The sequence below is a fragment of the Bradyrhizobium sp. S3.7.6 genome, from assembly GCF_054061875.1.
Genome location: NZ_JBSSEQ010000001.1, coordinates 5673871 through 5690934 on the forward strand (window position 1 = coordinate 5673871; position 17064 = coordinate 5690934).

The 17064-nt window shown below is 60.2% G+C and carries 35 protein-coding genes; 30 read left to right on the forward strand and 5 right to left on the reverse strand.

What is annotated here, in order from left to right:
* Positions 1 to 37: 37 nt before the first annotated feature.
* Positions 38 to 244, forward strand: coding sequence for a cold-shock protein (locus tag ACVJ5M_RS27820; protein WP_007591938.1), 207 nt, complete (start codon positions 38 to 40; stop codon positions 242 to 244).
* A 94-nt stretch (positions 245 to 338) separates the two neighbouring features.
* Here ACVJ5M_RS27820 and purN read toward each other — a convergent pair whose 3' ends face one another.
* Together purN and purM are read right to left on the reverse strand one after the other, a co-directional pair.
* Positions 339 to 992, reverse strand: coding sequence for a phosphoribosylglycinamide formyltransferase (gene purN / locus ACVJ5M_RS27825; RefSeq protein WP_354099534.1), 654 nt, complete (start codon positions 990 to 992; stop codon positions 339 to 341).
* 14 nt (positions 993 to 1006) lie between these two features.
* Positions 1007 to 2080, reverse strand: a complete 1074-nt coding sequence (gene purM, locus ACVJ5M_RS27830) for a phosphoribosylformylglycinamidine cyclo-ligase (protein ID WP_063983668.1) — start codon at positions 2078 to 2080, stop codon at positions 1007 to 1009.
* A 154-nt stretch (positions 2081 to 2234) separates the two neighbouring features.
* Here purM and ACVJ5M_RS27835 point away from each other — a divergent pair, with 154 nt between their 5' ends.
* The 3 genes from ACVJ5M_RS27835 to ACVJ5M_RS27845 all read left to right on the forward strand — a co-directional run bounded on the left by ACVJ5M_RS27835 (position 2235) and on the right by ACVJ5M_RS27845 (position 4829).
* The gene (locus tag ACVJ5M_RS27835; protein ID WP_063983669.1) at positions 2235 to 2777 is read left to right on the forward strand and encodes a CDP-alcohol phosphatidyltransferase family protein; all 543 of its coding nucleotides are present in this window, start codon (positions 2235 to 2237) and stop codon (positions 2775 to 2777) included.
* Positions 2778 to 2889: 112 nt separating this feature from the next.
* The gene (locus tag ACVJ5M_RS27840) at positions 2890 to 3567 is read left to right on the forward strand and encodes a P-loop NTPase family protein (protein WP_063986416.1); all 678 of its coding nucleotides are present in this window, start codon (positions 2890 to 2892) and stop codon (positions 3565 to 3567) included.
* Positions 3568 to 3785: 218 nt separating this feature from the next.
* Entirely contained in the window at positions 3786 to 4829 is a 1044-nt protein-coding gene (locus ACVJ5M_RS27845) for a hypothetical protein (RefSeq protein WP_456679431.1), read from the forward strand.
* A gap of 53 nt (positions 4830 to 4882) precedes the next feature.
* Here the strand turns inward: ACVJ5M_RS27845 and ACVJ5M_RS27850 are convergent, their stop codons facing one another.
* Positions 4883 to 5113, reverse strand: a complete 231-nt coding sequence (locus ACVJ5M_RS27850) for a hypothetical protein (protein ID WP_456679432.1) — start codon at positions 5111 to 5113, stop codon at positions 4883 to 4885.
* 603 nt (positions 5114 to 5716) lie between these two features.
* Between ACVJ5M_RS27850 and ACVJ5M_RS27855 the strand changes: the two genes are divergently transcribed.
* Positions 5717 to 6058, forward strand: a complete 342-nt coding sequence (locus tag ACVJ5M_RS27855) for a helix-turn-helix domain-containing protein (protein WP_456679433.1) — start codon at positions 5717 to 5719, stop codon at positions 6056 to 6058.
* Here ACVJ5M_RS27855 and ACVJ5M_RS27860 read toward each other — a convergent pair.
* Positions 6010 to 6456, reverse strand: a complete 447-nt coding sequence (locus ACVJ5M_RS27860) for a hypothetical protein (protein ID WP_456679434.1) — start codon at positions 6454 to 6456, stop codon at positions 6010 to 6012. The two genes, ACVJ5M_RS27855 and ACVJ5M_RS27860, sit on opposite strands and share 49 nt — an antisense overlap.
* A gap of 346 nt (positions 6457 to 6802) precedes the next feature.
* Between ACVJ5M_RS27860 and ACVJ5M_RS27865 the strand changes: the two genes are divergently transcribed.
* From ACVJ5M_RS27865 to ACVJ5M_RS27975, 23 genes are all read left to right on the forward strand, one after another.
* Positions 6803 to 6988 (forward strand): hypothetical protein, encoded by a 186-nt coding sequence (locus tag ACVJ5M_RS27865; protein WP_456679435.1) that lies wholly within the window; start codon positions 6803 to 6805, stop codon positions 6986 to 6988.
* 97 nt (positions 6989 to 7085) lie between these two features.
* The gene (locus ACVJ5M_RS27870) at positions 7086 to 7772 is read left to right on the forward strand and encodes a hypothetical protein (RefSeq protein WP_456679436.1); all 687 of its coding nucleotides are present in this window, start codon (positions 7086 to 7088) and stop codon (positions 7770 to 7772) included.
* Positions 7773 to 8165, forward strand: a complete 393-nt coding sequence (locus tag ACVJ5M_RS27875; protein ID WP_456679437.1) for a hypothetical protein — start codon at positions 7773 to 7775, stop codon at positions 8163 to 8165.
* Positions 8166 to 8171: 6 nt separating this feature from the next.
* Positions 8172 to 8570 carry a helix-turn-helix domain-containing protein gene (locus tag ACVJ5M_RS27880; protein ID WP_456679438.1) on the forward strand — a complete coding sequence of 133 codons (399 nt, stop codon included), beginning with the start codon at positions 8172 to 8174 and terminating at the stop codon, positions 8568 to 8570.
* 74 nt (positions 8571 to 8644) lie between these two features.
* Positions 8645 to 8824 carry a hypothetical protein gene (locus tag ACVJ5M_RS27885; protein ID WP_456679439.1) on the forward strand — a complete coding sequence of 60 codons (180 nt, stop codon included), beginning with the start codon at positions 8645 to 8647 and terminating at the stop codon, positions 8822 to 8824.
* Complete coding sequence (locus tag ACVJ5M_RS27890) at positions 8821 to 8973, forward strand: hypothetical protein (protein ID WP_456679440.1); 153 nt, start codon at positions 8821 to 8823, stop codon at positions 8971 to 8973. Before ACVJ5M_RS27885 ends, ACVJ5M_RS27890 begins: the two co-directional genes overlap by 4 nt.
* A gap of 400 nt (positions 8974 to 9373) precedes the next feature.
* On the forward strand, positions 9374 to 9850 hold the full coding sequence (locus tag ACVJ5M_RS27895) for a hypothetical protein (RefSeq protein WP_456679441.1): 477 nt from the start codon (positions 9374 to 9376) through the stop codon (positions 9848 to 9850).
* A complete protein-coding gene (locus ACVJ5M_RS27900; protein WP_456679442.1) occupies positions 9850 to 10050 on the forward strand; it encodes a hypothetical protein in 201 nt (66 codons plus the stop codon). Before ACVJ5M_RS27895 ends, ACVJ5M_RS27900 begins: the two co-directional genes overlap by 1 nt.
* Positions 10047 to 10598, forward strand: a complete 552-nt coding sequence (locus ACVJ5M_RS27905; protein WP_456679443.1) for a hypothetical protein — start codon at positions 10047 to 10049, stop codon at positions 10596 to 10598. The genes ACVJ5M_RS27900 and ACVJ5M_RS27905 overlap by 4 nt, the downstream gene beginning before the upstream one ends.
* A gap of 267 nt (positions 10599 to 10865) precedes the next feature.
* Positions 10866 to 11255, forward strand: coding sequence for a hypothetical protein (locus ACVJ5M_RS27910; protein WP_456679444.1), 390 nt, complete (start codon positions 10866 to 10868; stop codon positions 11253 to 11255).
* The gene (locus tag ACVJ5M_RS27915; RefSeq protein WP_456679445.1) at positions 11248 to 11769 is read left to right on the forward strand and encodes a hypothetical protein; all 522 of its coding nucleotides are present in this window, start codon (positions 11248 to 11250) and stop codon (positions 11767 to 11769) included. Before ACVJ5M_RS27910 ends, ACVJ5M_RS27915 begins: the two co-directional genes overlap by 8 nt.
* Positions 11762 to 12073 (forward strand): hypothetical protein, encoded by a 312-nt coding sequence (locus ACVJ5M_RS27920; protein WP_456679446.1) that lies wholly within the window; start codon positions 11762 to 11764, stop codon positions 12071 to 12073. The genes ACVJ5M_RS27915 and ACVJ5M_RS27920 overlap by 8 nt, the downstream gene beginning before the upstream one ends.
* Positions 12070 to 12372, forward strand: a complete 303-nt coding sequence (locus ACVJ5M_RS27925) for a hypothetical protein (protein WP_456679447.1) — start codon at positions 12070 to 12072, stop codon at positions 12370 to 12372. The genes ACVJ5M_RS27920 and ACVJ5M_RS27925 overlap by 4 nt, the downstream gene beginning before the upstream one ends.
* Before the next feature lie 174 nt (positions 12373 to 12546).
* On the forward strand, positions 12547 to 12759 hold the full coding sequence (locus ACVJ5M_RS27930; RefSeq protein WP_456679448.1) for a hypothetical protein: 213 nt from the start codon (positions 12547 to 12549) through the stop codon (positions 12757 to 12759).
* Positions 12760 to 12762: 3 nt separating this feature from the next.
* On the forward strand, positions 12763 to 13017 hold the full coding sequence (locus ACVJ5M_RS27935) for a hypothetical protein (RefSeq protein ID WP_456679449.1): 255 nt from the start codon (positions 12763 to 12765) through the stop codon (positions 13015 to 13017).
* Positions 13018 to 13021: 4 nt separating this feature from the next.
* On the forward strand, positions 13022 to 13306 hold the full coding sequence (locus ACVJ5M_RS27940) for a hypothetical protein (RefSeq protein ID WP_456679450.1): 285 nt from the start codon (positions 13022 to 13024) through the stop codon (positions 13304 to 13306).
* 36 nt (positions 13307 to 13342) lie between these two features.
* On the forward strand, positions 13343 to 13477 hold the full coding sequence (locus tag ACVJ5M_RS27945) for a hypothetical protein (protein WP_456679451.1): 135 nt from the start codon (positions 13343 to 13345) through the stop codon (positions 13475 to 13477).
* 160 nt (positions 13478 to 13637) lie between these two features.
* Positions 13638 to 13985, forward strand: a complete 348-nt coding sequence (locus ACVJ5M_RS27950) for a hypothetical protein (RefSeq protein WP_456679452.1) — start codon at positions 13638 to 13640, stop codon at positions 13983 to 13985.
* 80 nt (positions 13986 to 14065) lie between these two features.
* Entirely contained in the window at positions 14066 to 14449 is a 384-nt protein-coding gene (locus ACVJ5M_RS27955) for a hypothetical protein (protein WP_456679453.1), read from the forward strand.
* Positions 14446 to 14763: a hypothetical protein gene (locus tag ACVJ5M_RS27960; RefSeq protein ID WP_456679454.1), complete on the forward strand. Its 318-nt coding sequence runs from the start codon at positions 14446 to 14448 to the stop codon at positions 14761 to 14763. Before ACVJ5M_RS27955 ends, ACVJ5M_RS27960 begins: the two co-directional genes overlap by 4 nt.
* Positions 14763 to 14972 carry a hypothetical protein gene (locus ACVJ5M_RS27965; RefSeq protein WP_456679455.1) on the forward strand — a complete coding sequence of 70 codons (210 nt, stop codon included), beginning with the start codon at positions 14763 to 14765 and terminating at the stop codon, positions 14970 to 14972. The genes ACVJ5M_RS27960 and ACVJ5M_RS27965 overlap by 1 nt, the downstream gene beginning before the upstream one ends.
* The gene (locus ACVJ5M_RS27970; protein WP_456679456.1) at positions 14972 to 15184 is read left to right on the forward strand and encodes a hypothetical protein; all 213 of its coding nucleotides are present in this window, start codon (positions 14972 to 14974) and stop codon (positions 15182 to 15184) included. Before ACVJ5M_RS27965 ends, ACVJ5M_RS27970 begins: the two co-directional genes overlap by 1 nt.
* An 89-nt stretch (positions 15185 to 15273) precedes the next feature.
* Complete coding sequence (locus tag ACVJ5M_RS27975) at positions 15274 to 15567, forward strand: hypothetical protein (RefSeq protein WP_456679457.1); 294 nt, start codon at positions 15274 to 15276, stop codon at positions 15565 to 15567.
* A gap of 138 nt (positions 15568 to 15705) precedes the next feature.
* Here the strand turns inward: ACVJ5M_RS27975 and ACVJ5M_RS27980 are convergent, their stop codons facing one another.
* The gene (locus tag ACVJ5M_RS27980) at positions 15706 to 16059 is read right to left on the reverse strand and encodes a hypothetical protein (RefSeq protein WP_456679458.1); all 354 of its coding nucleotides are present in this window, start codon (positions 16057 to 16059) and stop codon (positions 15706 to 15708) included.
* 150 nt (positions 16060 to 16209) lie between these two features.
* Here ACVJ5M_RS27980 and ACVJ5M_RS27985 point away from each other — a divergent pair, with 150 nt between their 5' ends.
* On the forward strand, positions 16210 to 16812 hold the full coding sequence (locus ACVJ5M_RS27985; protein ID WP_456679459.1) for an ATP-dependent DNA ligase: 603 nt from the start codon (positions 16210 to 16212) through the stop codon (positions 16810 to 16812).
* Positions 16809 to 17060 carry a hypothetical protein gene (locus ACVJ5M_RS27990; protein WP_456679460.1) on the forward strand — a complete coding sequence of 84 codons (252 nt, stop codon included), beginning with the start codon at positions 16809 to 16811 and terminating at the stop codon, positions 17058 to 17060. The genes ACVJ5M_RS27985 and ACVJ5M_RS27990 overlap by 4 nt, the downstream gene beginning before the upstream one ends.
* Positions 17061 to 17064: the final 4 nt, after the last annotated feature.

The window sequence follows — 17064 nt, forward strand, 5'->3', positions numbered from 1 at the left end:
GCCGCGTCTTTTTTGTATCTAGTGGAGGAGATGAGCGATGCCGCAAAAGGGCACCGTCAAATGGTTCAACCCGACCAAGGGCTATGGGTTCATCAAGCCGAACGGCAGCGATAAGGACGTGTTCGTCCATATCTCGGCCGTCGAGCGTGCCGGACTCTCGACCCTTAATGAGAACCAGGTGGTTGAATACGACCTCGTGGAGAACCGCGGCAAAGCATCCGCGGAGAACCTCAAGGTCTCCTGATTTCTCTCAAAGCTTCGCGCGAGAGATCATGACGATGCCCCCGGCTCTGCCGGGGGATTTTGTTTGCGAAGACGAAACACGGTGCGACGGCGCTTCAGCGCACCACCGGCGATACCAGGAAATTCTCCGAGGGCCCGCTTCCGTCCGTCCTGCACACATCGCCCTCGATCCGAACCTTGCCGGTCGCAAGCAGCCGCAACGCTTCCGGATAGATGCGATGCTCCACCTCGAGAATGCGCTCCGACAGCGTAGCGCCCGTGTCGTGGTCGCTGACGGGGACCGCACCCTGCATCACGATCGGACCGGCATCGGTCTCGGGGATCACGAAGTGCACTGTCGCGCCTGACAGTTTGACGCCGGCGCGCAAAGCTTGACCATGCGGGTCCAAACCTGGGAACGACGGCAGCAGCGAGGGATGGATGTTGAGCATCCGCCCGTACCAGGCCTTGGTGAACTCGGCCGTGAACAGGCGCATGAAGCCGCCGAGACAGATCAGCTCGATGCCGTGCTGGTCGAGCGCGGCCTGCAGCAGCTTTTCGAAGCCGGCGCGGTTCTTGCCGAACGGCTTGCTCTCAATCACCAGCGTTTTGACGCCGCTCGCCTTGGCCCGTTCGAGGCCGAGCGCGTCGGCCTTGTTCGAGATGACGAGCGAGATTTCCGCCGGAAACTCCGCTGCGGCAGCGGCCCTGATCAGCGCGGACATGTTGGAGCCGCGGCCGGAGATCAGGATGGCGACGCGGCGCTTCATCACAGCGCCAGTCATCACAGTGCCAGGTCGAGGTGGCCGTTGTAGACGACGCGGTGCTCGCCCTCGGCCGGAATCACGGTACCGAGCTGCGCCACCGTCTCACCGGCATCGCTGAAGACCTGCACGACCTGATCGACCTTGTCGGGCTCGACGATCGCGATCATGCCGATGCCGCAGTTGAAGGTGCGCAGCATCTCGAGCTCGGCGATGCCGGCTTGGGCAGCCAGCCATTTGAACACCGGCAGCACCGGCAGGCGCGCCAGATCGATGCCGACGCCAAGATGGCTCGGCAGCACGCGTGGGATGTTGTCGGTGAAACCGCCGCCGGTGATGTGGGCAAGCCCCTTCACCGCGCCGGTCTCGCGGATCGCACGCAGGCAGGATTTGACGTAGAGCCGTGTCGGCGTCAGCAGCGCGCCGCCGAGCGTCATGACCGGCGCGAACGGGGCCGGCGCCTCGAAGCTGAGGCCGGACTGCTCGACGATCTTGCGCACCAGCGAGAAGCCGTTGGAGTGCACGCCGGACGAGGCAAGGCCAATCACGGCATCCCCCGCGGCGATGTCCTTGCGCGGCAACAAGGTACCGCGCTCGGCGGCGCCGACGGCAAAGCCGCCGAGGTCGTAGTCGCCGTCCTTGTAGAGGCCGGGCATCTCGGCGGTTTCGCCCCCGATCAGGGCGCAGCCGGATTCGCGGCAGCCTTCGGCGACACCGGCGACGATCGAGGCGGTCGCCTCCGGGTCGAGCTTGCCGCAGGCGAAATAGTCGAGGAAGAACAACGGCTCGGCGCCCTGTACCACGAGGTCGTTGACGCTCATGGCGACGAGGTCGATGCCGATCCCGCCATGCAGGCCGGTCTCGATCGCGATCTTGACCTTGGTGCCGACCCCGTCGGTGGCGGCGACCAGGACGGGGTCCTTGAAACCGGCCGCCTTTAGGTCGAACAGGCCGCCGAATCCGCCAATCTCGGCGTCGGCGCCGGGCCGCGCGGTGGCGCGCACCAACGGCTTGATCAGATCGACCAGGCGGTTGCCCGCGTCGATATCGACGCCTGAATCGGCGTAAGTGAGGCCGTTTTTGCGGTCGGTCATGCCCGATTTCCAGTGGGTTTGCGGCTGGTTACGTCGAATTCCGGGGACGCGCAATGGCAAGCGTGGCGCCCCGCCCTATACTATGTAGATATCAACCGGTTCAGCCTTCAAACGGGCCGGATTCGAGGTCAGGCCGGGTGCCAGGAAGCGCCGCGTGAGTATTCCGAATATCATTACCCTGGGCCGCATCATGCTGGTCCCAATCATCGTCTGGGCCATCGTGTCGAGCCAAATGGAGGTTGCGTTCGCCGTCTTCCTCATTGCCGGCGTCAGCGACGCGGTCGACGGCTTCCTCGCCAAGCGCTTCAACATGACGAGCGAGCTCGGCGCCCTGCTCGATCCGCTCGCGGACAAGGCGCTGCTGGTCTCGATCTATCTGGCACTGGGGATCTGGGGCGACATCCCGCGCTGGATCGTGATCCTGGTGGTGTCGCGCGACATCATGATCGTCGCCGCCGTGATCGTGTCCTGGCTGTTCGACAAGCCGGTCGAGATGAAGCCGTCGAAGGTGTCGAAGCTCAACACCGCCGCCCAGGTGGCCTATGCGGCGCTGGTGCTGGCCTCCCTGGCCTTCGGCTTCAAACCGGCGCCTTATGATATGATCCTGATGGGCCTCGTCACGGTCTTCACGCTCTCTTCCGTGTCGCTCTATCTCGTCGAGTGGCTGCGGCACATGAGTACGATCGAAGCCAAGTAGCACGATCGAGGCCAAATGAGCCGGGATGCGGCCCCGCAAAAGGCCAACTCCCGCTCGATGACGTCGAATCTCTTCAAACGAAGCCGGCGTGCCGGCACGGAGCACAGCAAGCGTGGCAGGCCGCGTTCATCCCCGACAATTGGCATTCTCGCTTCCGCACGCGGAAAGCCTCAGCCGGGATAATTTCCTCGAAGGCCCCGCCAACGAAGCCGGTCTTGCCCTCATCGACGCCTGGCCTGAATGGCCGAACCGGATCATGTGGCTGGCCGGCCCGGAAGGAAGCGGCAAGAGCCATCTCGCCGCGATCTGGGCCGAGGCTTCCGGCGCCCGCTCGACCACAGCCAATGGGCTGACCGCCGAAAACGTCCCGGGCGCGCTCGCCACCGGCGCGCTGGTGGTCGAGGATCTCAGGGCAAAAGAGCTCGACGAGCGGGCCCTGTTTCATCTGATGAACCTCGCCCGCGAGGATGGGGCCTACCTGCTCTTCACCGGCCGCGAGGTACCGGCGTCGCTCGAGATCGAGCTGCGCGACCTGCGCTCGCGGCTGCGCGCGGTGCCTGTGATCTCGCTGCTGCCGCCCGACGACCAGCTCTTCCGCGGCCTGATCGTCAAGTTCTGCGCCGACCGCCAGCTCGCCGTGGATGAGAGCGTGGTCAGCTACCTCGCTACCCGCCTGGAGCGCTCTTCGGCGGCCGCACGGGAGGCCGTTGAGCTGCTCGACAGCGAGGCCCTGCGCCTCGGTCGCCCCGTCACGCGGGCGCTGGCCGCCGAGCTGCTTCGGGACGCCTGACCCTTCCGCCCTGGCTCCAAGGCCGCTTGACGCGGCGCAGCGGCGGAACATCAATGTCATCGAAACGTGTTTGCCTAAACCGTTACAGAATTCCGACGACATTGTCCTACTTGGACGCTGGCGTCAGAAGGCGGCATGAGCCGCACTAACGCGAACGCGGCGCCCTGTTCCACCAAGGCGCCGCGTCCTAACCACCCAAACCGAAAGGACCGGTTCAAATGGCTACCGACCACACTGCATCGATCATCCATCTGCATCAACCCCAGCCGACCGCCCCGCGCGCCCTGACCGGCGCCGAGCGCGCCAAGGCATACCGCGACCGCAAGCGCCAGAAGGCCGCCCCGGCCGAAGCCGGAATTCCGATGGCGCCGGCCGATGCTATCACCGAGACCATCCCGACCCCCGTGACGCTCGCCCTCTCGATCGAGGACGTCACGCCCGTCACCGTCACGCCCGTGACGCCGTCACGCGAGCCCGTGACGCCGTCACTTGTGACGCCCGTGACGCCCGTGACGCCCGTGACGGCGCCGTCACGTTGCGAAACTGGCGCCGCGCTTATTTCGCAAAACGCCCCTCCTGTTTCGCAAAACGCCGTCCTTGACATCCGGCGACACAGTCACCCGATCGGCCCCGCGCTGCTCGTCGCGGCGGCGTTCGGGCTCGCCGGGGTTGGCGTCACCATGAACGGCTGGTTTGCCCGGTCGCTCGGTTCCAGCGACATCGCCGGCTGGCTGTTCCTCGCCATTGGCGTCGCCGCTGACGTCGTCGCGCTGGCGTTGCCCTCATGTGCCGCCCGGTCATGGGAACGCCGCCAGCGAGGCGCCGCCCTGGCCGGCTGGCTGGTCTGGCTTATGACCTTCGCCTTCGCGGTCACAGCCGGCATCGGGTTCGCCAGCGTGAACATCGCCGACGTGACCACGGCACGCGCCGGCCGATCGACCCCGGCGATCGTCGCGGCAAAGGCCGATCTCGCCGACGCCATGGCGGCGCGCGATCGGGAATGCGCGGGCGGCATCGGAAAGAACTGCCGCGCTCGCGAAGACGTTGTCGGCGATCGTCGCCGGGTTCTCGATGCGGCTATGCACGACGTCGTGCAGACAGCCGACCCGCAGACCGAGGCGGCGATCAAGATCGTGGCTTGGCTCAGTGTCGGGACCTTGAAGCCGACCGGCGACGACTTCGCGATGCTGCGGCTGATGCTGCTGGCGATCCTGCCCCAGATCGGCGGCGTCTTGTTGATGGTCAGTCGCGCCGGTCGCTGAGCATCGCCATCGGAATTTCGATCACGAAAGCCGCCCCTCACCGGGCGGCTTTTTCAATCATCTTCGGCACGGATTGCCGCCCAAGCCATTTCGACCCCGTGTACAAACCCCTGCGCGCTCGCCATGGTCGGCGCTTCATAAGTCAAATCGCCGGCCGATCCCGACCATAGAATTTCGACGCGCCAGCCGTGCGAGTTTCCGGCAGAGCGGGCGATCGAGCCGACTACGCGCGCGCCGTCCAAGATCAACATACGATCTCGATCGCCTTCAATCTGCCAGCTCATCATCACTCCTCCGCTATTTAAAAAAGCCGCCCTGCGAAGGGCGGCTTTCGTATCTTGACGTGGACTTTTAGCGACAGCCGCAGGACTGCTTGCCGTTATAGGTGCTCGTGCAATCGTATCGTGTACCGGGAGGGCATCCGGCGTGCGCGGGAATAATGGTCCCAAGGAGGGCCAGAGCGGAAAGCGCAAAAACCAAATGCTTCATTGATCATTTCCTTTTTCACCCCGGCTATTCGGGGCGACGCAAATCAACACATTCGTTCGAGAGATACAATCGTGCGCCGCAACGAATTTTTACGATGTGGGGACAACAAGCAATCGAGAGCGTTGCTTAATCAGCTCTAAAGATTGCATGGATCAGAACCATGCAACTCCACTTAGTTCTACATGTATCCATGCACGCTCTCGCATAGTCGTGATCCTGCTGATCACGAAATATTTGGCGCGCGTCATCAAACCTGATGCCTTGACCATGCTTCAGGACTGCTGTTAGCAGCGCGCGATCGCTTCGGCTCTCGAAGTTAAAAAAATTCAAGAACAAGCCGAACAAGGAAAGCCTGCCCAATGACTGACACTGCTGATGCCGCCGTCGCGCTCGCCAACATGATGGTTGATCTCACGATGATCGTGCAGCAATTCAGATACCCGAATAAACCTCAGTCGGCCCGTGCGCTCGATCGCATGTACATCATGAACATCCTTCTCGTCGCTTGCGGCAAACGTCAGGCGCCAAACGCGAGTGACATCGCAAGACAACTGAAGATGGCTCGCTCGACGGTCGTGCGCCATCTCATGCATTTGTCGCGCGACGGCTATGCAAAGCGGTTCGGCACCGGCTATTGCGCGAACCTCGATAAGTTCAAGACGATCCCCCAGGAGGACATCAAGGCTGTTATTCAGCGTTTGGACGCGGCTTTGCTCGTGTTCGAGCCGTTTCGCGACTGAGCAACTACGTCGCTCAACTGTACGCCGGCCTCCACGATCGCTTCGACGAGGCTATTAACGTCGGTGCGTTCCCGCTCATCATCCATGGTTGAGCGATAGAAGCGACCATCACGAATGACGATTTTCGCTTCGACGAGATCGCGCAGCGCGGCGCGAACACTGCTGTCGGGTACTCCGATCGACTTCGAGATTTGCGCCGCCGTACACTGCACGCCGTCGCATTCGCACTTGCGCACCGCCGATACAATGGCGATGCGCTCCATCGCAAGGCCGATGTGCTTGACCCCGTAACCCTGCGGGCGAATTGAATTGATCATCGCGACGATCAATCTGCTGACGATCGGCATCGCGCGCGTAGCGGTGACGATATCCAACGAAAGTTTTTTAGACGCCGACATCTTTGCCACACCACCTGCACGACCTCAGTCACAGTGGGAACAAGTAGCAACATCGGAACGGATGTCCAAATTTTTCGCAGTCGCTGCGAGAACTGACCAAATTGGTGAAAGTGTCCAATTTGGTGAAGCTGGTTGCAAATCTAAATCAACACTCGCGACTGCTTGACGACACAAATGTGTGACCCGATAGTGATGCACCGTCAGCGTACCTGACGCAGCATCACCAAACATCGCCGGTAACAGGCGAGCACTTGCGGAGGCAGTTAGGCGCGCTCCGTGAGCACGAAGTTATTTTGCGCTTTGCAATGGGAAGTCTAGGGCAATGGGAATGCAAGGAATAATGCAGATGCCGTCGATGAAGGATCGCTTACGGGAGTTACTCGGCGTCGAGAGTGTCGCTCCCTCGAAGAGCGATGTCGTCAATCTGAGTGTGCTGCGCAACAAGGTGCGCGGTTGCGATGACTTCACCGAAAACGAGCGCGAGGTTCTGATCGAGGCTCTGGGGCGCCTGACAAACGATAAGCTTAGCTGACGTTCCTTCTTTGGGTTGAAACACAATGATCAGAGTTGCACGAATAATCGCGGCGCGCCTACGGCCAGCTTCTCTAACCAAAAGGAGAGCTTAACCAATGGCTACGCTACCCATCCATCTCGAAGTTGAAGACGTTGCGGTCGGCCCTGTGCTGATCGCTCTTCGTAAGATGCCGGGCATCATCAAGATTGACTTAAAGCTCCCCGACTACGCGCCTATCCCCGCTCGTCAACCCGGCGAGCAGAAGGTCAACGCCCATGAGCGCATCATGGCAATGTTCATGCAGCGCAACGGCTCGCCGATCTCAGCGCAGGATGTGGTCACAGAGTTGGGACTGACGAAGGCTTCGGCTTACAGCACGCTGTACAAGCTCAACAACAGCGGCATGGTGAAGCGCGTGGGGACCGGCATCTATGAGCTGACCGAGCGAGTGAAGAAGCAGCTCATGCCCGACGCCGTGAAGCTGTTGCCAAAGCCGCGAGCGGAAGTCGCCGCCAAGAACGGTCATGCAAAGAAGAAGTCCGGCAACGGCGACGCAAAACGTCAGCCTCGCGGCTACAGCCAAACCCTGCTCCTCTCGATGCTGACCGATGGTCCCATGAAGCGCTCGGACGTCGTCGCAAAACTCGTCAGCGAAGGCGTCTCCGACAATTCGGTCAGCGGTACACTTGAACGCGCTCAACGGGACAAACTGGCAAAGAGCGACGGACAAGGCACATGGCAACTCACGGACAAAGGACGGCAACATCATGCTGCCGCCATCACCACACCGGAGACGACCTAAATGGCGCGTGGCTTCACTCAGACTTATCGGACATACAACTTCGTCGATAAAAATCCCGTCGTCGATAAGATCAGAACCGTCCTGCAGGAAGAAGGTTTCTTCGCGAAGAAGCGTCGCAGGACGCTGCACGAGCTTTCCGGCGTTGCTGTCGCGACATTCGACGGTTGGTTCGAAGGCGAGACGCGCAACCCCCGACACGAGACCATCATGGCGACGATGTCGGCTCTTGGTTACAAGGAGGAATTCGTCAAGGTGAAAACCATCGACGAACAAAAGGAGCTGGAAAAGGCCCGCGTCTGGTTTGAGCAGCAGAAGGAGCTGCGCGACAAATCGAAGTCGCGCAGCAAGAGAGCAACCAACGGTCGCGCATCTAAGAAGCGGGCGAAGAGGTAATTACCCATGCCGAGAGAAAAACGTATCGATCCGCGATCGGTGACTGAGATGCACGTGAAGATGGGTCAGCAATTGCGCCTGGCTCGCCTCACTGCGGGGATGAGCCAGTCGGAACTAGGCGCGAGTATTGGCGTCACGTTCCAGCAAATCCAGAAGTACGAGAAAGGCGTCAACCGCATCGACACCACGCGCTTGATGAAGATCGCGCAGGTTCTCAACGTCAGCATTGATTACTTCATAGGCGAGCAGCTCCACACAAAGCCCAGCGGCGCGCGGTCCGAGTTCAACGCCATGATGGCGAGCCGTGAAGGCGTTCAAATGATCAATGCAATGATTAATCTGAACGACAATCAGCGCCAGTTCGTTATCGACATTGCACGTAAGCTGCCACGCCTAGGGGCGTGAGACCTTGCCGGGCGCCGCCCTTGCCTTTTGCTTTTCTGGCGGCGCCCGGGCTTTTTTTAGTTTAGAGGATCGATATGGCCGAATGGCTGACCGACTGGATGAAACGGCAGATCATCATCAGACACATGCGCTGGCTGATCATGGCGTGGCGGGTCGAGAAGCATTATGACGAGTGGCGAAAGCTCGGCTTCTTCGACGTACATCGTCATCACGACGATGCTGCCCTAGATCGTATCTGGAGGGGCGAGCAATGAGCATCCATGACTGGCACTTCCTGATCGTCATCGTCCTGATCGTCATGCTCTTCGCCGGCTTCTATCTCGCCGACGTCATCCACGATCGTCACGCATGGAAGCGCGCAAGCTCCCGAGCGCGTGACGTGATGCGGAGGTCACGTCTGTGATGACCTGCATAAGTGAACATCCTCTGATCTCGGCGCTGATCTTCCTGACGATCGTCGCCTTGGCACCACAACGGAGATAAGAATGGCTGATGACCCGATCCGCATGATGCAATCGGAATTCGATCTATGGGGGATCAAATTCCAGCATCATACCCGAGGCAGCGGTCACATCGAGCTGCGATGGCAGGCTGACCCGACCAAGGAGGTCCGCTCCATCATCATCGCCAAGACGCCGAGCGATCACCGATGGTTCATGAATGAACGCTCGCGCGTTCGGCAGCTATTCCGCGCTGATGGGCTCGTGCTCAAGAGCCAAATCGTCTCGAAGCCGAAGCCGAGCAAGCTGACAAAGGCCCTCGCCGTCCCGAGCCATGTCGAGACAACCGACCATCAGATAAAGATGATGCGCGCCGAGATCGCCGATCTCACCGATCTGGTCATGTCGCTTCGGGATCGCATTGAGGACGTGCTGACCAAGCCGGAGCCTAAGCCAGAGCCGGAGCCGATCGTCGAGAAGCTGAGCACGCGCAGCAAGAAGGCGATTGAGTACGTCTCGGCCGGCTGGAATTCGATCGAAGCTCTGGCCCGCGATATGGAACTGCCGCTGAAGATCGCCCTGCGCAAGCTCGACTATCTCGCTAAGACGGATAGGGTCGAGATCATGCGCGGCCAATGTCGGCTAAAGCCGGCGCCGGCAGAGCCTTTGCAGGCCGAGCTTTTGCCCGTCGAGCCGCTGAAGTCGAATAGTGCCCCGGTCATTTCCGAAAACACGCGCGCTCGGCGTTTGGCGCGTGAGGCTAAAGCGCTCGCGACCATCAAGAGCATTCCGCCAAGGAAGCGCATGAACGGCCACACAAACGGTCAAGGAGCGAATTGATGTTGCGCATATCATTCCCCGACGTCGATCGCGCGTTCCTGTTCGCACAGCGCGCGCATTACATGCTGCGCATCGACGTGATCATCGAGGGCGGCGTCATCGTCGAGATCGATGGCGACGAGCTTCCGGCAATGCGAGCCGATCTCATCCTGGCCGCACAGACGATCGGCGGCGAGGAGATACCGGAGAAGATGCAATGAAGCGCGAATGCGGAGACTGCACGCTCTGCTGCACGGTGATGCCGGTCAAAGGCATCGGCAAGCCTGCTAACAAGCGCTGCTCATTCCAGCTCGACAAGGGCTGTTCGATCTATCACGACTTCCCCCGCAAGATGCCGACCGAATGTCGGGTCTGGAATTGCCGCTGGCTCGTGAACGACGGAATGAGCGACCAGCCCCGCCCCGATCAATCGCATCTGGTCGTCGATGTCCTGCCAGACTTCATAACGGCAGAGGATAACGAGACCGGCGCGCAGCAGCATATTCAGGTCGTCCAAGTATGGTGCGATCCTGCCTTTCCTGACGCCCATCGCGACCCGTCGTTCCGCCGCTACCTCGATCGGCTCGGCCGGCGAGAAGGCATTGCGGCGCTGATCCGCTTCAACTCATCCGACGCCATCACGATCTTTCCGCCGAGCATGACGGGCGGCAAGTGGCACGAGGTCGGCGGCAACAGCACGGGCCGCGAGCGCTCGCCAGCGGAGATCGCCAACTTCATGCGTGGCGGCAAGGTTCACGTCGAGAGATAGCAATGCGCCTTTTTGTAATTGTGGAGACATGGTTTTGAAAGTCGTCAAACGTCTGCCGGCTAACGTGATCCTGACTTGCGCGCGATGGACATCTGTTCAGTCGCTGATGCTGCCGGACAACGTGATTGGCAAATGCGCCGAGTGCGGTCACGCGATCCAGTACAGGCCGCACGCGCCGAAGAAAGCTCGGAAGATTTGCATGGAGTGCATCCCTGACGACGTGACGGAATTCGGCACGACGCAACGGATGATCGACGACTTCAAGACGTGGGCCAAGAAGCAGAAGCAATGAGCGATCTTGTAAAGCGAATGCGCATTGCCGCCCTCCGATCGACGGATGAAGAAGCCGCCTCGATGCTCGGTGAAGGTGCCGACGACATCGAGGCGCGCGAATTCTCATTCGATCTGCGCTGGAACGCCGACATGCGCGCGATCAAGCGATGGCAGGCAGAGAAGCCCGGTCGCGAGCTGTCCTGGCCCGACCATGCTGATCTGTGCATCTGGCTGTTGGAGCAGCTTGCAGATATCGATTTGTTGAAGGCAGACATTCGCGATAGCCGCGCGATCAACGACGCTCTGCGCGAGGAGATCGACCGCCTGCGCGCTCAACCGCAGAGAGCGCAAGACGCCCCACAACGAGGAGGCGATGATGGCTGACGACGACGAGCCGCAGAACCCGAACGAGCAAGACCAGCAGCGCTTGATGAAGCCGCGCGACAACGTCATCCCGTTCCCGGTGATCGAGCGATTGGCGCCGACAGCCGCGATCACCGACCTGATGATTGGCCGCTACTTGCTGATCAATCGCGAGCCCGTTCTGTGTCGCGATCTCATGACGTGGGTTCAGCAATTCGAGACCCGCGCCACTCTGAAGAAAGAGACGGGCACCGATCCGTGGCGCGTCGCTCTGACCGACCTTGGCGATGATGTTTATGTCAGCACCGTGTTTCTCGGCCTCGATCACAGCTTCGGTCGAGGCCGAGCTGTGCTGTTCGAAACCATGATCTTTCGGCGCGGCACCGGCATCGAGATGCCAAGCGGCACACAGCTCCCAGAGGATTTGTTCGGCTATAAGGAACGCTGCTGCACATGGGACGAAGCCGAAGCAATGCACGAGCGAGCTGTTCAATTCGCGCGCGCCGAAATCAATAAGGTAGGCACACATGGCTGATCGCGCATATCTTCAGCGTCTCTCGAAAGAACTAGCCGACAGGGGCAAGCTGATCGAAGCCGGATGGATTGGCTACCGGCTCGCCGTGCTGCCGGACACTGCCGGCAAGGTCCAGCTCGATGAGACACATCTGGCGTTCTTTGCCGGCGCGCAACACCTGTTCACCAGCATGATGACCATCATGGAGCCTGGGGCTGAACCGACAAACGCCGACCTGAACCGCATGGGACAGATACACGATGAGCTGGCCGACTTCGGCGAGAAGTTCGCGCTTCGCTCGACAAGCACCAAGGGATCAGCATGACCGAACCGATGAACGCCAGAGAATACAACGCCCTGTTTGACGCCAATAGCCGCGTCGAGGGGTTCGGTATGGAGACGACGCAAGTCGCGCCCTGCCCGTTCTGCGCGGCGCCGGATTGGGCGCGATGGAAGATCGTCGATATGGATCGGACGGCGACCAAGGATCGCAAATGCGAGAACTGCGGACGCAGCGCCAAGGTCATCATCAAGCGCGACGCGAACGGAGTGAAGTTCGAGATCGTGCAGACTGGCGGGCCTGATCAGCCGGAATGGCTAGTGCCTAAGATGCGGCGGGTATGAGCCCATTAATACGCCGCGACAAACGCGCCGACGTCATCACCATGTCTGGCGAGCGGCATGCAACCGGATGGTGCGAAACACATTGGGCCGCAATCGAGAGTGCAAAAGAGCTGGCACGAAATCGCAAGCTCGACGTTCTGAGGATCGAGGTAATCACGAGGGGAGACTTTCAAGATGTCCAGTCGAAAATGCCGCGCGGTGATCGTCGCAAAGAACGGTAGCCGGTATCTCACGCGCTGGCTCACGGACAAGCCGGCAACCGATCTCGGCCCGGATGAGATGCCGGCGATCACGCGAGCGCTCGCGCAGGCTCGGCGCCTTGCCGATCGCAAGCAGATCGAGGTCGATCGTATTGACGGAATGTTTCTAACCCCGAAGGAGAAGTGAACCATGCAGCACGTGATGAACATTATGGACTTGACCGGCCACACCTCGATGAGCTGGGACGCGGATGATGCTGTCGCCGTGAAGGCGGCGAAAGCCAAGTTCGATGACTACAAGGCGAAAGGTTACACGGCGTTCGCGATCTCGATCACCGAAGAGAACGGCATCGAGGTCGAGGGACAAGGTCGGCGCATCGATCGCTTCGAGGACGTCGGCGCCGCCGCCAAGGTGCTGTTGGTGCCGCAGCTTCGTGGAGGCTAGGCCCATGGCCGAGAAGCTGAGCGACCATGAACCCATCATCCACGACGCGCCGAACCATCTGCGCATCGATCAGGTTTGGATGATCGTCAGCGTTGACGGTAAGGGCGACGAAGGCGTCGCGGCGGCGACCTTGTCTAACGGCATGATCATGCCATTGGTCGCCGCTGACGAGGCTCGCCTGCCCTTCATCATCGAGCAGGCCGAGCACCTGTCGAAGCTCGTGCGCTGGAAGAAATTCAAACTGATCAAACTGACCACACGCGAAGAGGTCAGGGAGATCGGAGGCTAGGATGCCGATCTATTGCAACAACACGAGCGGAAGCAGATGGATCACGTCGCCGACCGCGACGACAACATCGTCAACTCTGCCGACGTGGGTCAATTGGGCGAGCAATGCCACGACGGCAACAACCACGACGACGCCGATTTACATGCATGCGGTTTGGTGCGCCGCCGATAATTGGGCGATCGACAACACTGGAAACTTCACCTACATCCCGGCGACACGCATGATAAGACCAGCCGCCCCATACATCGCTCGGCGCTCCAGAGAGCAAGCCGTCTGGGATGACGTCCGCCAGTACTACGCGATGGAGCAACGCAATCAGGCGCGCCAGATCATGCGCGCCCATCCCGCCGAAGCCGTCGCTCGCTCGCGTGAGCTGCTGCTGGCGCACCTTACGCCGGCACAGCGCGAGACCTTCGAGAAAAACAAATGGTTCATCGTCGAAGGCGGCCTGTCAAAGCAGCACTATCGCATCCGCGATGCCGGACACATGGTCGCTAATATCGACGTACTCTCTGCACCGCTCGAAGGCATCGACCTCGCTCCGCTTTATCGCCTGTGCGGTCACTGCGATCTCGGCGCCGTGCCGCTGTACGATCAGCTCCTCGCGCAGAAGATGATGCTCGAATACGATGAGGAGCGGTTTCTGAAGCTCGCTAACAGGCACAGGGCAGTGGCATGACGCGCGTTTATCCAAAAATGACAGTCCAACAGCATCAGGCAGTAGCACCCCTGACTAGCGCTCTTCACTGCGGTCTAACCATGTTCGACATCAACAAGTATCCGAAGAGTTCATCGGCAGCGACAAGATGCCGCCGCTGTCTGCAACTGGTCATGACGTTAAAATCGAGACTGGATGATGCATGGTGCGCCATCGTTACGGACGATGAAATCACAACAAATGGGTTTCTATATTATCGCGAAGACTTGCGCGCCGCTGCTGAAAAGCTCGTCTCCGATAGCACCAACGAAATGTCGCCTTCGGACTATGCGGAATGGCTCCGAGTAGTCGCGGAGCAAGTCATGAATTTGGTTAGTGGCTACTACCCTGTAAAGGTCTTAGACGCAGCTCTCGCCGTAGAGCGCTCATTACACCTGTTTCGAGAGAACCTGATCGACGCGCCGTTGAAGAGAGGTAAGTCATGATCACCTTCATCCCGCGACACCCGAAAGCGACCATCGAGCACATGGGATATTTCCCTGACTTCATCGACGATCGCGATCCGCGTCCGGCGAAGGAGCAGATCAACGAACGATATGGTCAACATGGAGGTTGGGCGCCGTTGGTGCCGAGCCATTGGACGATGTACGATGGCGACGTGCTGCAGTGGCCGGAAGACCCGCCGCTTAATCCGATCTGCGAGCTGCGCTTGCGTGACGAACGTATCGTCATGTATCACGCGAGTATCTTCGCTATCATCCAACCCGATGGCTCATTCGAAGTGGCGCGGTGCGACTGATGACAGAGCAACACTCGGTCGAGATCAATAAGGGCGACCTCGATCTCGATCATGCCCATGAATTCGTCTGCACCGACTGCGGCGATCATATCCACAAGTACGGCGACCACGATGGCTTGCCGGTGTGCGCAACATGCCGCTACATCCGCGAATTCCCTGACATGCCCGAGCACATCAAGGAGTGCTTGCGCGGTTCTAAGGTGAAGTGATGACCATCGTGAAAGTACAAGTCCCGTTGTTCAGCTCGGCGGCTAACGCCCCTGCCCTGATCTATGAGGAAGCACGCACGCGCGTGTCTACGCAATATCTCGACGGCAAGACGCGCGCCGCCATGGCCGACGACCTGAAGGCGTATTTCGAGGCGATATGGACCGGCGATCATTGGCAGCTCGGCAAGCGTGTGGAGTTTCAAGCGTGGTGAAGGATCGCGCATGGACGCGCTCGGCTTCATCAAAGGTGTTGAGAAGATGATGACGCGATTGACCACAACGGCGCCGGCAGGAGGCATTGATGCCGATCCCGCACGCTGACTTTCATGAGGTTTGGTGGATTTACTCGCCGGTCAAAGGCAAGGAATGGGCGGGCTTGCGCATCGCGCATTTCCGCAAGACCGTGAACGGCGAGATCGTGATCGTCATACAAGGCGAGATCGATCAACGCCGCTTTGGAATGCGCGTATGGGAAGATATCGTCGAGAGCGAACAGTGGTACAAGGTGAAGCAAATCCCTATCCCGTCGCTCACCGAGATCATGGCGGCAGTGATGCCGGCAGCAGATGCACCTAGCAGCAGCTCCCCCGCTTAATGCTAGGTGACAGAGGCGGTCTCGGCGAACAGTGCCCCCGGCGCCCGCCGAGATCGCCTCGATCGAAATCTTCCGGTGAAGGTGTTAACCGCCGCCGACATCGGGAGAGAGACGGACCCGGCCGCCCCCGGGTCCGTCTCAACCGCGCCCGTCTCTCAGCGGTAGCGGCAATTGAACGCCAATCGAGCGGCCGAGATGGGCTTCAATGAAGTCCTTCAGCCTCTCGGATATCTCGTGGTCCTCCGCAGCAAGCCGCTGCTCCAGCTCGTGCGCGATGTCCTCGCTGGCGTCCCTCGCCCATCCCTCAACCGGGTTGCAGACAACGACCCGCAGCACCTGGCCGTACTGGCCGGTGATCAGATCGTTGATGAGCGTGGTGTGATCGATCCCCTCATCCGTCTCCCGGAACGCAGCGCCGCTCCGATAGTCTTCGAGAACGAAATAGAAATCCTTATCCAGTCGATCGTTCGGGATGATCGAGGGCGAGGCCATACGCACAACTCCATTGACCGGAGTAAAAAGTATAAACCGGTCGGGCCAAAAGCTAGGCCGGTCGCGGAAAGAATTGCGCCGCAGATTGCGTGTCTTGCCGGGAACCAGGCTCTGGAAAAAGCGGTCGGCCGTGCATACCTGCGGCGGATAATGACGAAGCGTTTTGAGTTTTGCCTGCCGACCAAGCGGCCCAAGGTTCCCACCGGTCCGGATTGGCTGCATGAAATCAAATACGACGGCTACCGCATGTTCGTGTTGCGGGAGGGCAAGCGCGTGCGCCTGCTCACCAAAGGCGGACATGACTGGAGCGCGCGCTACCCTTGGATCGTGGAAAGCGCGTTAAGGAACCGGCGGGAACATTTCGTCATCGACGGCGAGGCCGTTGTCCTTGGTGTTGACGGCATCTCGGATTTTTCGGCGCTGCAATCGCGCAAGCATGACAATGAGGTGCAATTCTACGCCTTCGACATGCTCGCCGGGGATGGGGATGATTACAGGATGCTACCGCTATCGCTCCGCAAGACCAATCTCGCGCGGCTGCTCGCGCGCCGGTCTGACGGCATCTTCGTTGCGCCGTTTGAACAGGGGGACATCGGCCCGGAGTTGTTCCGAGCGGCCTGCAACATGAATTTGGAAGGGCTCATTTCCAAGCATCGCGAGCGCGCATACCGCGTCGGCCGTTGCGATCATTGGATCAAAGTCAAGAACCCGAACCACCCTGCGTACCGTCGCGTTCGGGATCAGTTTCGATGAACCGCATCCGCATAGTCCCCCATCACCCCGAAGGCATTGAAGACACCGGCAGCTTCGAGGTGCGCTTTCCCGACGGTCGCGAAAGCAAGTTTTTCTACTGGGACGACGATGCGGGGCGACGCCTCCAGCCCGACACGATGACGAGCAAGGAGGCTAGGGTCAAGGCGCAAGCATGGGCGCGCGAGAGGCAAGAGGAGCTAGACAACCTCGTCAACGGCTCGCCGGTAAGCGACCCACGAATTGAATGAACCC

Bases quoted from the DNA above. Each gene is read 5' to 3' on its own strand.
- ACVJ5M_RS27820 (WP_007591938.1), top strand. From the start codon at position 38: ATGCCGCAAAAGGGCACCGTCAAATGGTTCAACCCGACCAAGGGCTAT.
- purN (WP_354099534.1), bottom strand. From the start codon at position 992: ATGAAGCGCCGCGTCGCCATCCTGATCTCCGGCCGCGGCTCCAACATG.
- purM (WP_063983668.1), bottom strand. From the start codon at position 2,080: ATGACCGACCGCAAAAACGGCCTCACTTACGCCGATTCAGGCGTCGAT.
- ACVJ5M_RS27845 (WP_456679431.1), top strand. From the start codon at position 3,786: ATGGCTACCGACCACACTGCATCGATCATCCATCTGCATCAACCCCAG.
- ACVJ5M_RS27850 (WP_456679432.1), bottom strand. From the start codon at position 5,113: ATGAGCTGGCAGATTGAAGGCGATCGAGATCGTATGTTGATCTTGGAC.
- ACVJ5M_RS27855 (WP_456679433.1), top strand. From the start codon at position 5,717: ATGATGGTTGATCTCACGATGATCGTGCAGCAATTCAGATACCCGAAT.
- ACVJ5M_RS27860 (WP_456679434.1), bottom strand. From the start codon at position 6,456: ATGTCGGCGTCTAAAAAACTTTCGTTGGATATCGTCACCGCTACGCGC.
- ACVJ5M_RS27865 (WP_456679435.1), top strand. From the start codon at position 6,803: ATGCCGTCGATGAAGGATCGCTTACGGGAGTTACTCGGCGTCGAGAGT.
- ACVJ5M_RS27870 (WP_456679436.1), top strand. From the start codon at position 7,086: ATGGCTACGCTACCCATCCATCTCGAAGTTGAAGACGTTGCGGTCGGC.
- ACVJ5M_RS27875 (WP_456679437.1), top strand. From the start codon at position 7,773: ATGGCGCGTGGCTTCACTCAGACTTATCGGACATACAACTTCGTCGAT.
- ACVJ5M_RS27880 (WP_456679438.1), top strand. From the start codon at position 8,172: ATGCCGAGAGAAAAACGTATCGATCCGCGATCGGTGACTGAGATGCAC.
- ACVJ5M_RS27885 (WP_456679439.1), top strand. From the start codon at position 8,645: ATGGCCGAATGGCTGACCGACTGGATGAAACGGCAGATCATCATCAGA.
- ACVJ5M_RS27890 (WP_456679440.1), top strand. From the start codon at position 8,821: ATGAGCATCCATGACTGGCACTTCCTGATCGTCATCGTCCTGATCGTC.
- ACVJ5M_RS27895 (WP_456679441.1), top strand. From the start codon at position 9,374: ATGATGCGCGCCGAGATCGCCGATCTCACCGATCTGGTCATGTCGCTT.
- ACVJ5M_RS27900 (WP_456679442.1), top strand. From the start codon at position 9,850: ATGTTGCGCATATCATTCCCCGACGTCGATCGCGCGTTCCTGTTCGCA.
- ACVJ5M_RS27905 (WP_456679443.1), top strand. From the start codon at position 10,047: ATGAAGCGCGAATGCGGAGACTGCACGCTCTGCTGCACGGTGATGCCG.
- ACVJ5M_RS27915 (WP_456679445.1), top strand. From the start codon at position 11,248: ATGGCTGACGACGACGAGCCGCAGAACCCGAACGAGCAAGACCAGCAG.
- ACVJ5M_RS27920 (WP_456679446.1), top strand. From the start codon at position 11,762: ATGGCTGATCGCGCATATCTTCAGCGTCTCTCGAAAGAACTAGCCGAC.
- ACVJ5M_RS27925 (WP_456679447.1), top strand. From the start codon at position 12,070: ATGACCGAACCGATGAACGCCAGAGAATACAACGCCCTGTTTGACGCC.
- ACVJ5M_RS27930 (WP_456679448.1), top strand. From the start codon at position 12,547: ATGTCCAGTCGAAAATGCCGCGCGGTGATCGTCGCAAAGAACGGTAGC.
- ACVJ5M_RS27935 (WP_456679449.1), top strand. From the start codon at position 12,763: ATGCAGCACGTGATGAACATTATGGACTTGACCGGCCACACCTCGATG.
- ACVJ5M_RS27940 (WP_456679450.1), top strand. From the start codon at position 13,022: ATGGCCGAGAAGCTGAGCGACCATGAACCCATCATCCACGACGCGCCG.
- ACVJ5M_RS27945 (WP_456679451.1), top strand. From the start codon at position 13,343: ATGGATCACGTCGCCGACCGCGACGACAACATCGTCAACTCTGCCGAC.
- ACVJ5M_RS27950 (WP_456679452.1), top strand. From the start codon at position 13,638: ATGCGCGCCCATCCCGCCGAAGCCGTCGCTCGCTCGCGTGAGCTGCTG.
- ACVJ5M_RS27955 (WP_456679453.1), top strand. From the start codon at position 14,066: ATGTTCGACATCAACAAGTATCCGAAGAGTTCATCGGCAGCGACAAGA.
- ACVJ5M_RS27960 (WP_456679454.1), top strand. From the start codon at position 14,446: ATGATCACCTTCATCCCGCGACACCCGAAAGCGACCATCGAGCACATG.
- ACVJ5M_RS27965 (WP_456679455.1), top strand. From the start codon at position 14,763: ATGACAGAGCAACACTCGGTCGAGATCAATAAGGGCGACCTCGATCTC.
- ACVJ5M_RS27970 (WP_456679456.1), top strand. From the start codon at position 14,972: ATGACCATCGTGAAAGTACAAGTCCCGTTGTTCAGCTCGGCGGCTAAC.
- ACVJ5M_RS27975 (WP_456679457.1), top strand. From the start codon at position 15,274: ATGCCGATCCCGCACGCTGACTTTCATGAGGTTTGGTGGATTTACTCG.
- ACVJ5M_RS27980 (WP_456679458.1), bottom strand. From the start codon at position 16,059: ATGGCCTCGCCCTCGATCATCCCGAACGATCGACTGGATAAGGATTTC.
- ACVJ5M_RS27985 (WP_456679459.1), top strand. From the start codon at position 16,210: ATGACGAAGCGTTTTGAGTTTTGCCTGCCGACCAAGCGGCCCAAGGTT.
- ACVJ5M_RS27990 (WP_456679460.1), top strand. From the start codon at position 16,809: ATGAACCGCATCCGCATAGTCCCCCATCACCCCGAAGGCATTGAAGAC.